Origin of the sequence: Pseudomonas sp. SF2 (assembly GCF_036858055.1) — a bacterium.
GTDB lineage: Bacteria > Pseudomonadota > Gammaproteobacteria > Pseudomonadales > Pseudomonadaceae > Aquipseudomonas.
The window spans coordinates 185-10155 of sequence record NZ_JAMBDI010000073.1 but is presented as its reverse complement, the minus strand read 5'-3'; the positions used below and the strand labels follow the sequence as shown (position 1 = coordinate 10155).

Annotated in this window: 8 protein-coding genes and 1 pseudogene; 3 read left to right on the top strand and 6 right to left on the bottom strand. The window is 64.0% G+C overall.

The window, feature by feature from the left end:
• Positions 1-33: 33 nt before the first annotated feature.
• The 3 genes from ampE to M2S36_RS24610 all read right to left on the bottom strand — a co-directional run bounded on the left by ampE (position 34) and on the right by M2S36_RS24610 (position 3772).
• Positions 34-864 carry a regulatory signaling modulator protein AmpE gene (gene ampE / locus M2S36_RS24620; protein ID WP_333958007.1) on the bottom strand — a complete coding sequence of 277 codons (831 nt, stop codon included), beginning with the start codon at positions 862-864 and terminating at the stop codon, positions 34-36.
• Positions 861-1433 carry a 1,6-anhydro-N-acetylmuramyl-L-alanine amidase AmpD gene (gene ampD / locus M2S36_RS24615; protein WP_207832483.1) on the bottom strand — a complete coding sequence of 191 codons (573 nt, stop codon included), beginning with the start codon at positions 1431-1433 and terminating at the stop codon, positions 861-863. The genes ampE and ampD overlap by 4 nt, the downstream gene beginning before the upstream one ends.
• Before the next feature lie 209 nt (positions 1434-1642).
• Positions 1643-3772: a DUF1631 domain-containing protein gene (locus M2S36_RS24610; protein ID WP_333958006.1), complete on the bottom strand. Its 2130-nt coding sequence runs from the start codon at positions 3770-3772 to the stop codon at positions 1643-1645.
• Between the two features lie 241 nt (positions 3773-4013).
• On the opposite strand from M2S36_RS24610, the gene nadC reads away from it, so the two are divergent.
• Positions 4014-4862, top strand: coding sequence for a carboxylating nicotinate-nucleotide diphosphorylase (nadC, locus tag M2S36_RS24605; protein ID WP_025337721.1), 849 nt, complete (start codon positions 4014-4016; stop codon positions 4860-4862).
• A gap of 176 nt (positions 4863-5038) precedes the next feature.
• Here nadC and trxB read toward each other — a convergent pair whose 3' ends face one another.
• Entirely contained in the window at positions 5039-6001 is a 963-nt protein-coding gene (gene trxB, locus M2S36_RS24600) for a thioredoxin-disulfide reductase (protein ID WP_025337720.1), read from the bottom strand.
• A gap of 329 nt (positions 6002-6330) precedes the next feature.
• On the opposite strand from trxB, the gene cysZ reads away from it, so the two are divergent.
• The gene (gene cysZ / locus M2S36_RS24595) at positions 6331-7059 is read left to right on the top strand and encodes a sulfate transporter CysZ (RefSeq protein ID WP_025337719.1); all 729 of its coding nucleotides are present in this window, start codon (positions 6331-6333) and stop codon (positions 7057-7059) included.
• 207 nt (positions 7060-7266) lie between these two features.
• On the opposite strand, the gene M2S36_RS25235 is transcribed toward cysZ, so the two are convergent.
• Together M2S36_RS25235 and M2S36_RS25230 are read right to left on the bottom strand one after the other, a co-directional pair.
• Complete coding sequence (locus tag M2S36_RS25235; protein WP_402798515.1) at positions 7267-7677, bottom strand: methyl-accepting chemotaxis protein; 411 nt, start codon at positions 7675-7677, stop codon at positions 7267-7269.
• 129 nt (positions 7678-7806) lie between these two features.
• Positions 7807-8493 (bottom strand): annotated as a pseudogene (locus tag M2S36_RS25230) (PAS domain-containing protein); the annotation flags it as partial.
• Between the two features lie 267 nt (positions 8494-8760).
• On the opposite strand from M2S36_RS25230, the gene M2S36_RS24585 reads away from it, so the two are divergent.
• A complete protein-coding gene (locus tag M2S36_RS24585; RefSeq protein WP_333958005.1) occupies positions 8761-9951 on the top strand; it encodes a glycosyltransferase family 4 protein in 1191 nt (396 codons plus the stop codon).
• The last annotated feature ends 20 nt before the right edge of the window (positions 9952-9971 follow it).

Sequence of the window (9971 nt, the reverse complement as noted above, 5' to 3'; positions counted from 1 at the left end):
CAAGGCCGCTCCCACAAAAGAATGCGCCTGGCTTTAGACAAGCACCGTCCACAGCGCAAAACCGGCATACCACAGCACCGCACAGCGCAGCAGCAGCTCCCACAGGCTGTCCAGCCGCCCCAGCCCGCGCTGGCTGTCTTCTTCCTCGGGAATGTCATCGGCAATGCGCCCGACCCGCGCCACCAGGTGGGCGGCGCTGATGTGCCAGTTGAGCACCTCGTGCAGCATCACCCGCGTGACCGCGAGGAAGTTGCCAACCAGGGCAAAACTCAAGGCCAGCACCCGCACCGGGAGCCAGTCCATGATATGCCTCAGCTGCTCGGCACGAGCCTTCAACGTCGGTTGCTTGCTGTGTTCGCCACACAGCGCCAGCAGTCGATAGGCCAGGGCTGCGCCCGGGCCGAGCACGAAGTACCAGAAGATCACCGCGAAAAAGCCCTGGTACACCTGCCACAGCAGGTTGCCCTGCACCTGAACCAACAGGCTGAGCGGTTCGTCGGCCGCCAGCCCCAGGTCGCGTTCGGCCACGTGCAGCGCAGCCTGGTCATCACCGCGCCGCCAGGCATCGCGGAACGGCCCCAGCGATGCCTTGGCATCGCCGCGGCCCAGGCTGTAGATCAGCACCAGCAGGTGCACCGGCAACGCCAACAAGCCGTACGCCACCGGGTCCAGCACATGCAGCAGCAATACCAGCAGCGCTACCGGTGCCAACACCAGGATGGCCAGCGTCCACCAGGGGTGCACCTTGCCGCTGCGCTCCAGGCGTACCAGTTCGCCCAGGAAGAACCCATCACGTTGCACCTGATGGCGCAGGGCCGAGAACTTCTCGACCCACAGCGCCAGCAACAACACCAGAAAACTCATGCCTTGTCCTCGTTTTGCTGCAGCGCTTGGCGATAGCGCGACCAGTCGAAGGCCGGGCCTGGGTCGGTCTTGCGCTGCGGGGCAATGTCGCTATGGCCCTGGATGCGGTCCAGGCCGATGGCCGGCCAGGCACCGCGAATATGCCGGGTAAGCTGCTCCAGCACCGCGTACTGGGCATCGGTATAGGGCAGGTCGTCGGTGCCTTCGAGTTCGATGCCGATGGAGAAATCGTTACAGCCTTCACGCCCGTCGAAGCACGACACACCGGCGTGCCAGGCGCGGTCGAGCAACGACACGAACTGGGTCACCGCACCGTCACGCTCGACGAACAGGTGCGCCGACACGGTCAGGTGGTTGATGCTGGCGAAGTACGGGTGTTCGTCGGGGTCCAGGCGGTTCTGGAAGAACTGCTGGACCTTGCCGGTGCCGAAACAGGCCGGCGGCAGGCTGATGTTGTGGATCACCAGCAGTGAAATCGATTCGCCTTCGGGGCGGGCATTGAAGTTCGGCGAGGGGCAGTGGGTGATTCCGATTCCGTGGAACCAGCCAGTGGCACGGTCCAATTGCATGGGGCAGATCCTGAAAGCGCCGTGAACAGGCTGACAGTATGCCCTGCGGCCAACGGCGTTTGCATGTGAATCATTGTAATGCTGTAGGAGCGGGCGTGCCCGCGAACACCGGCGCAGCCGGTGCCATCCACCGCGGCGCTTGTTTCGCGGGCACGCCCGCTCCCACCGGGATCGCATCTGCTTGCAGATATTGCGCAAGACAGTTGCGCCTACCGCCGCAGCCCGTCGAGCACCGCCTCCAGCGCCCGCTCGAACAACAGCCCGTCATCCAGCACCCGCACGTCGCCCCGGTGCAGTGCCTGGGCCAGGCTGGCACCGTTCCATTCGCGCACTTTCATGCCGGTGCGGTTGGCGAACACCAACCGGTCGCTGCTGTCGATGCGTGCCACCAGTTTGCAGCGCAGCGGTTCGTCCTCGTCCAGCACCTCGACCCAGGTACCGATACGCAAGCGCTGCACCTGGCGCAGCGCCACAGCCTGCCCGTCGGCAACCTGCAACGGTGCGCAAGCGGGCTCTTCGGCAATCGCCAGCACGATGTCCTCGGCCACCAGTACGTCGCCCTGGGGCTGGCCCGCGCCACCTGCACAGGCACGCAGGTGCAACTGCTCCAGCTGCAGGAAGAATTCGCGGGTCGCGGCCGAGTCCAGGGCCACGCCGGCCAGGCCATCGCGCAGTGCCTTGAGCAGGCCCGGCACCTGCTGCAGCAAGGCTTGCGGCTCATGTGGCGGGGTGATGCTGGCCAGCAACATGTCCATCGTCTGCAATGCATCCCGCCAGGCCTGGGATGCCTCGCCCTGCTTGAGCCAGGCCAGCAGCAGCACCTGGCTCCAGGCCTGCACCAGCATCTGTACCACCACCTGCGGCAATACCCGGCCACGCAGACGCTGGTTAAGTGCGTGCTGCACCTGCTGCCTGGCCTGCTGGGCCCGGGCACGCCCTTCTTCGGCGTCGCGGGTGCGTTGTTCAAGCAGCTCGTTGCGCCGCCGTTCGTCCTGGTTGAAAACGAGGAAGTCTTCGAGCAGTTCGGCGAACAGGCTGATATCTTCGGCAAAATCATTGAGCAGGCGCTGGACGATACGCTCCACCCGCAGGTGCAGGCTGTCACGCAGGCCATCGCCGCCGCATTCCCAGCCAATGGCCGCGCCGGCGATCTCGTTGAGCAGCCGGCGGGCCGGGTGGCTGGCCCGACTGAACAGCCCCTTGTCCAGCAGGGCCACTTTCAGCAGCGGAATATGCAGACGGGCGATCAGCGCGCGCAGGCTGGCCGGCAAGTTGTCGTCGTTCTGGATGAAGGCGAACAGCAGGCTGATCAGGTTGATCATGTCCTCGTCGGCCACATCGATGCGCCGGCGTGTGCCGCTGCGCACGCTGACCCGCAGCAGCAATTGTTCAAGCTGTTGGCCAAGCTCGAAATCGTCAGCCTCGTGGGTGGCAGGCACGTAGTGCTGCAAATGCGAAAGCAGGCGCAGCAGGTCGGCGGTACTGATTGGCTGGGCGGCGGCCATCGCCTGCAAACGAGGCGCGAACTGCCCACGCGCCGGGGCCAGCAGTGTTTGCAACGAGGCAAAGAAAACCTGCCCTGCTGCGTCCGCGCCTACCTCATGTCCCAGGTTCGCCGGCCCACGTCGTGCGCTCATGCGCCGATCTTCGGCGCGCCGGCGCGGTGCCGGCGGCAACTCGGGCAGCACACCGGCGGCAGCCAGCAACTGGTTGGCTTCACCATAGATCACTTCGGCATCACGCAGCACATAGCGCTCGAACAGTTTGAGCAGGACCAGTTTGACCCGCAGGCCAACCCCCAGGTTGCGGCCAGCGTCGAGGAAGTAACCGCACAGCGCAGCGGGCCCCAGCGGGTTGTGCTGCTCGTGCAGGGGGCGGTCGAGCAGTGCTTGCAAGCGCAGGCCCAGTTGCTGCAGGGCAACGCCGTCGCGTGACAGCACCTGCGCAACCATGCCTTCGATCGCGGCGGCCCGCTCCACCTGGGCTTTGCTGCGCAGGTTGCCCGGCTCGAGCAGGTGCGCCAGCAAGTCAATCTGGCCGATACGGGCAAAGGCATCATGGAACGTGTCGAGAAAACCGCGCTCGATGCTCTTGCGCTTCAGGCGCAGGTCGCGCATGGCCTCGAAGTACAGGTTCTGGTCACTGCGATCGAACGCCTTGTCGGCCATCTCGAAGAGGGTGTCGTCGGCGTTGTCGAACAAGTCCTGCAAACCCTGACGCAACTGCAAGGCGGCCTTGTCGCGTACCTGCAGGAGCAATACCGGAAGGCAAGGCAGAGGCGTACGCCCGCCTCGGTCGATGGCTGCCGCCAAGGGCACCACCTTGCCTTCTTTTTGCATCCTGGACTCCTTGCAGGGTGTCTCGCCCGAAGGGGCTGAAGATCGTCAAACTCATGACGCCAAATACTGGTCACATTATCGGTAAAAATCCGCATCGCTGCCAGCGTCGTTTCACAGGCTGGCTAGTGACCCGGGTTTACCCCGGTTGCTCACACCGGCCGACCAAAGGTCATCGCCAAGGCGGCTGTACACGCTGGCCCCCTGCCCTATAATCGCGGGCATCTAGCTTGTGGAGCCGACCATGCCGAACCTACGCCTTGCCGACCTGACCGCTGAAATCGAAGCCAACGTGCGCCGCGCGCTGTTGGAGGACATCGGCAGTGGCGATATCACTGCGCAGCTGATCCCGGCCGAGCGCCTGGCCAAGGCGACCATCATCACCCGCGAAGACTGCGTGATCGCCGGCACCGCCTGGGTCGATGCCGTGTTCCGCCAACTCGACCCGCGCGTGGCCGTGCACTGGCAGGTGGCCGATGGCGAGCGCGCCACGGCCAACCAGCCGCTGTTTCATCTGGAGGGCCCCGCGCGTTCGCTGCTCAGTGGTGAGCGCAGTGCGCTGAACTTCCTGCAGATGCTGTCAGGTGTGGCCACCCGTGCGCGCTTCCTGGCCGACCTGGTGGAAGGCACCCAGGTGCGCCTGCTGGACACCCGCAAGACCCTGCCGGGCCTGCGCCTGGCGCAGAAGTATGCTGTGACTTGCGGCGGTTGCGACAACCACCGCATCGGCCTGTACGACGCCTTCCTGATCAAGGAAAACCACATCGCCGCAAGCGGCGGCGTGGCCGAGGCCGTGGCGGCGGCGCACCGCATTGCGCCGGGCAAGCCGGTGGAAATCGAAGTGGAAAGCCTGGATGAGCTGCGCCAGGCACTGGCTGCTGGTGCCGACATCATCATGCTCGACGAACTGAACCTGGAAGAGATGCGCGAAGCAGTGCGCATTACCGCGGGCAAGGCCAAGCTGGAAGCCAGTGGCGGGGTCAACGAGACAACCTTGCGAGTGATTGCCGAGACTGGGGTGGACTACATCTCGATTGGTGCGATGACCAAGGATGTGAAGGCGGTGGACCTGTCGATGCGCTTGAGCCTGTGAGCTGATTGCGGACACAAAAAAACCGGCCATCGAGCCGGTTTTTTTGTGGGGTGGCTTATGGCCCTATCGCCGGCAAGCCAGTTCCCACAGGTACTGCACATGACTTGAAGTCGATGCGGTCGAGGTGGGAGCCGGCTTGCCGGCGAAAGGGCCCCGAAGCAGCCCCCGGCTGGCAATCAGAACGAGGCGTTGGCCAGCCCGTCCAGGTAACGCTCCACATCCAATGCCGCCATGCAGCCGGCACCGGCCGAGGTAATGGCCTGGCGGTAAACGTGGTCAGCCACGTCACCGGCGGCGAACACGCCCTCGACGTTGGTGGCGGTGGCATTGCCCTCACGGCCGCCGTTGACCACCAGGTAGCCGTCCTTGAGGGTCAGCTGGCCTTCGAACAGCGAGGTGTTAGGGGTGTGGCCAATGGCGATGAACACGCCGTCAACCTTGATTTCGTCGCTGCTGCCGTCGTTGTTCTTCAGGCGCGCACCGGTCACACCCATGTTGTCACCCAGCACTTCGTCCAGGGTGGCGTTGAGCTTGAGCTCGATCTTGCCTTCGGCCACACGGGCGTGCAGCTTGTCGACCAGGATCTTCTCGGCGCGGAAGGTATCGCGACGGTGCACCAGGGTCACCTTGCTGGCGATGTTGGCCAGGTACAGCGCCTCTTCCACGGCAGTGTTGCCGCCGCCAACCACGGCAACCGGCTTGTTGCGGTAGAAGAAACCGTCGCAGGTAGCGCAGGCCGAAACGCCCTTGCCCATGAAGGTTTCTTCCGACGGCAGGCCCAGGTAGCGGGCGCTGGCGCCAGTGGCGATGATCAGCGCGTCGCAGGTGTACTTGCCGCTGTCACCCTGCAGGGTGAACGGCTTGTTGGCCAGGTCGACGGCGTTGATGTGGTCGAAGACGATTTCGGTTTCGAAACGCTCGGCGTGCTCCTGCATGCGCTGCATCAGGGCCGGGCCGGTCAGGCCGTGGGGGTCGCCCGGCCAGTTGTCGACTTCGGTGGTGGTGGTCAGCTGGCCGCCGGCCTGCATGCCGGTGATCAGCAGCGGCTTGAGGTTGGCACGGGCGGCATACACCGCGGCGCTGTAACCGGCAGGGCCGGAACCGAGAATGATGACGCGCGAATGACGTACTTCAGACATGTCGAACTCCTGTCGAGCGGGCCGCAGGGGCCGGCTTCGGTATACCGGCTGCGCCAGCTGGAAAATTAAAAAGGACCCACGCAGCACTTGGGGAAGGCTACAACGCGCAGGCCCATAAAGCGGAAAGTGAGCGCACTGTAGCGAGGTCGCAAAGATTAAGGAAATATCCTTCGACAATCCACCTCATAGCCATCGTCTATTCAGCGAATTCATCGATAGCCAAGCCCTGCTGCTTTTGTTACAGCCCGTTTCCCGCCCGCTGCCCGCCTTTCGTCGGCGCAGCAAACTCGGTAAGGTCAGCGCGTTTTCCTTCTCTGCGGAGTCTCTCGATGCAAGCCCCTGTACTCTCTGGCCCCCAATACCTGCGCGAAGGCCTGAAACTGGTGCTGAGCCCCAATCTGCGGTTGTTCGTGCTGCTGCCGCTGGCGGTCAACCTGCTGCTGTTTGGCGGCCTGATCTACTTCGCCGGCCACCAGTTCAGCCTGTGGGTGGACGCCCTGATGCCAAGCTTGCCGAGCTGGCTGAGCTTTCTCACCTACATCCTCTGGCCGCTGTTCGTCGCCCTGGTGGTGCTGATGGTGTTCTTCACCTTCACCCTGGTGGCCAACATCATTGCCGCGCCGTTCAATGGCTTTCTGGCGGAAAAGGTCGAGGTGGTGGTGCGTGGCCAGGACAACTTCCCGGCGTTCAGCTGGGGCGAACTGGTGGCCATGGTGCCACGTACATTCGGCCGTGAAATGCGCAAGCTGGGCTACTTCCTGCCGCGGGCCATCGGCCTGTTCATCCTGTCGCTGATCCCGGTGGTCAACGTGGTGGCGGCGCCGCTATGGCTGATCTTCGGGGTGTGGATGATGGCTATCCAGTACATCGACTACCCGGCGGACAACAACAAGATGAGCTGGCAGGACATGCTGGCCTGGCTGCGGCAGAAGCGCTGGCAGTCGTTGGGGTTTGGTGGCATCACCTACCTGGCTCTGATGATTCCGCTGGTGAACGTGCTGATGATGCCGGCGGCGGTGGCCGGGGCTACGTTGTTCTGGGTGCGGGAGCGGAACTGATCCCTGTGGGAGATTGCCCAGCTCTTTGGGCTGCGCTGTCGCACAGGGAACAATGTTCGAGAGCGTGTCACCTCCCCTTGTGGGAGCGGGCGTGCCCGCGAACACGGGCGTAGCCCGTGCCATCCAGCGCGGCGCCTGTTTCGCGGGCTTGCCCGCTCCCACAGGAAACGCGCAGGCATTGAAAAACTGGGCATGGTGGTGACGCCCTTACTGCCCCAACCGGCTGGAAAACTGCCCCACCACATCCACCACCCGTTTCGCCCCGTCCTGGATCTCGACAATCACGCTCCCTGTCTCGTCCGCCAGTGCCAGCCCCTGCTCGGCCTGGCGCTTGCTGGTGTCGATGATCGCCACTGCCGCCTGGGCCAGTTGCTCGTTCTGCTGCACCACCCGGGCGATTTCCTCGGTGGCGGTGCTGGTGCGTGAGGCCAGCTGGCGCACTTCATCGGCAACCACGGCAAACCCCCGCCCCTGCTCGCCGGCGCGGGCCGCTTCGATGGCCGCGTTCAGCGCCAGCAAGTTGGTCTGCCCGGCAATGTCGCTGATGGTCTTGATGATCGAGCCGATCACCCGCGACTGGGTATCCAGCGCCTGGATGCCCTCTGCCGCCTCTTGCATCGAAGCTTCCAGCCCACGCATCACGCTGACGCTCTGGGTGACCACATCGGTGGCCTTGCGGGCGCTGGCATCGGTACCCAGCGAGGTGCTGTAGGCGACATCTGCCGCCTCGGCCACCGCCCGCTCCTGGTTGACCTGCTCGGTGATGACGGTGGCGAACTTGACCACCTTGTACAGCACGTCATGGGCATCGAAGATCGGGTTGTACGAAGCTTCCAGCCAGACCACCCGACCGTGGGCATCGATACGCTTGAAGCGCTCGGCAACGTACTCGCCACGGCGCAGCTTGTCCCAGAACGCCTGATAGCCGGCCGAATTTGCCTCCTCCGGCTCGCAGAAAATGCGGTGATGCTTGCCACGAATCTGTTCCAGGCGGTAACCGACGGTGGTCAGGAATCGATCGTTGGCGGTTAGGATGTTGCCGTCGAGGTCGAATTCGATCACGGCGGTGGAGCGCATCAGGGCCTTGATCAGGCTTTCGTGCTCGCGGGATGTCTCGATGGTGCGGGTAAGATCGCTGGAGTGCAGCGTGAAATACTTGATGCGCCCCTCGCTGTTCTTGACCGGCTGCAGGATCGACCGTAACCAGGCTTCCTGGCCATTGCCGCGCAGCAGGCGGAATGCACCGTTCAGGTGTTCACCGCGGCTGATGGCGCCCTTCATGCGCTGGTAGAAATCCAGCGTCTTCACATGGGCAGGGACGATGTCCTCGATGTTGCGTCCAAGCAATTGTTCGGCACGGTAGAGCATCTCGCTCTCGAAGTTGCCGTTGACCATCTCGATCCGTCCCTGAGGGTCGAGTTGCAGTACCAGCATCTCGCTGTCGAGGCTACTCTTGACCTGTTCGATGGACATCAGGTCTTCGCGTAGCTGCCGGATTTCTTGCTTGAGCTTGTTGTTGAACATCACCGCTCTCCTGGAGCGCATCAGGTAGTCGAATGCATCTGCATCGGCTGTCGGTGCCCCCTCTTGAGCGGCCCGCAAGGAAAAATTCACAAAGCGAAAAGCGTCGGCAATCAGGCGTCATCAGTACGTCACATGGCAGTCACATTGGCGCAACCCAGCAGGCGGAAACTTTTTTTCATGAACACACCCGCCCTACGCATTACCTTGGTCAGCGAAACCTTCCCACCCGAGATCAACGGCGTGGCCAATACCCTTGGCCGCCTCAGCGAAGGGTTGCGCCAACGCGGCCACGAGATCGAAGTGGTGCGCCCGCGCCAGGCCGGTGAAGCCCCGCTGCACAACGACCCGAACCTGATGCTGTGCCGTGGCTGGCCCCTGCCTGGTTACCCGGGGTTGCAGTGGGGCGAGGTGTCGATGCACAAGCTGTTGCGCCGCTGGCGCCGGCAGCGCCCGGATGTGCTGTACATCGCCACCGAGGGGCCGCTGGGGCTCAGCGCACTGCGCGCGGCCCTGCGCCTGGGGGTGGCTGTGGTCAGTGGTTTCCATACCAACTTCCCGCAGTACTCCGGCCAATACGGCCTGGGCCTGCTGACGCGCCTGCTCACCCACTACCTGCGCTGGTTCCATCGGCGCACGGCGATCACCCTGGTGCCCAGCCTCAGCCAGCGCCAGGAGCTTGAGCGCCGCGGCTTCGAACGCCTGGAACTGCTGGCCCGGGGGGTCGATGCCTACCTGTTCAACCCGGCCCGGCGCAGCCCCGCATTACGGGAAAGCTGGGGGCTTGGCCCGGATGACATCGCCGTCCTGCATGTGGGGCGGCTGGCGGCAGAGAAGAACCTGGGCTTGCTGCGCCCAAGCCTGGAGGCCCTGCAGAAAACTTATCCACACAAACGCCTGCGCCTGATCATGGTAGGTGACGGCCCGCAGCGTGCCGCCCTGGAACAGCAGGTACCGGATGCCGTGTTCTGCGGTGCCCAGCGTGGCGAGGTGCTGGCCGAACACTATGCCAGCGGTGACCTGTTCCTGTTTCCGAGCCTGACCGAAACCTTTGGCAATGTGGTGCTCGAAGCCATGGCCTCGGGCCTGGCGGTGGTCGCGTATGACGAGGCGGCCGCTGCGCAGCATATTCGCCATGGCCATAGCGGTGCACTGGCCATGCCGGGGGATCAGGCAGCGTTCATCGACTCTGCCTGCTGGCTGCTGGAAGAAGAAGAGACGTTACGCCGGGTGCGCCTGAATGCGCGGCGGCATGCCAGCCGCCAGGGCTGGCCGGCGATTGTCGAGCAGTTTGAGGGGTATCTGTATAGCGCTTGTCGACATCCCGGGGGGGCGGCTGAGCGTTCGACGCAATATGTGCAGCGCCTGTAAGACCGAGCGCCGCCCGCGCG

Bases quoted from the DNA above. Each gene is read 5' to 3' on its own strand.
- ampD (WP_207832483.1), bottom strand. From the start codon at position 1,433: ATGCAATTGGACCGTGCCACTGGCTGGTTCCACGGAATCGGAATCACC.
- cysZ (WP_025337719.1), top strand. From the start codon at position 6,331: ATGCAAGCCCCTGTACTCTCTGGCCCCCAATACCTGCGCGAAGGCCTG.
- trxB (WP_025337720.1), bottom strand. From the start codon at position 6,001: ATGTCTGAAGTACGTCATTCGCGCGTCATCATTCTCGGTTCCGGCCCT.
- nadC (WP_025337721.1), top strand. From the start codon at position 4,014: ATGCCGAACCTACGCCTTGCCGACCTGACCGCTGAAATCGAAGCCAAC.
- ampE (WP_333958007.1), bottom strand. From the start codon at position 864: ATGAGTTTTCTGGTGTTGTTGCTGGCGCTGTGGGTCGAGAAGTTCTCG.
- M2S36_RS24610 (WP_333958006.1), bottom strand. From the start codon at position 3,772: ATGCAAAAAGAAGGCAAGGTGGTGCCCTTGGCGGCAGCCATCGACCGA.
- M2S36_RS24585 (WP_333958005.1), top strand. From the start codon at position 8,761: ATGAACACACCCGCCCTACGCATTACCTTGGTCAGCGAAACCTTCCCA.
- M2S36_RS25235 (WP_402798515.1), bottom strand. From the start codon at position 7,677: ATGCAAGAGGCGGCAGAGGGCATCCAGGCGCTGGATACCCAGTCGCGG.